We start from the raw sequence: 247 nt of genomic DNA, 5'->3' as shown, positions 1-247 counted from the left end.
CCCCCCCCCCCCCTTTTTTTTTTAATGATCCGTCGACCAGCTAGATCTCCTCGCGTATTTTCTTCGGCTGGTGCAGTTCTTTATTTGCTACACGTTAAACCGGTTGGACCTGTTACTCCCGGTGATCCCGTTAAACCGGTCGGGCCTGTTACTCCCGCTTATCCAGTTATACCAGACCCCCCGGTTACTCCCGGTGTTCCAGTGCGACGGGTGCGGGCTCATAAGCACGGGGGGGGCGGGGGGCGGG

General features: G+C 58.3%; 1 pseudogene. It reads left to right on the top strand.

The features are described 5' to 3' along the window. Positions 1-247 (top strand): annotated as a pseudogene (locus JDS99_RS31775) (hypothetical protein); the annotation flags it as partial.

This window comes from Bacillus cereus group sp. N6, from assembly GCF_016483705.1.
Taxonomy (GTDB): domain Bacteria; phylum Bacillota; class Bacilli; order Bacillales; family Bacillaceae_G; genus Bacillus_A; species Bacillus_A wiedmannii.
This window is presented reverse-complemented; position numbering and strand designations above follow the sequence as displayed.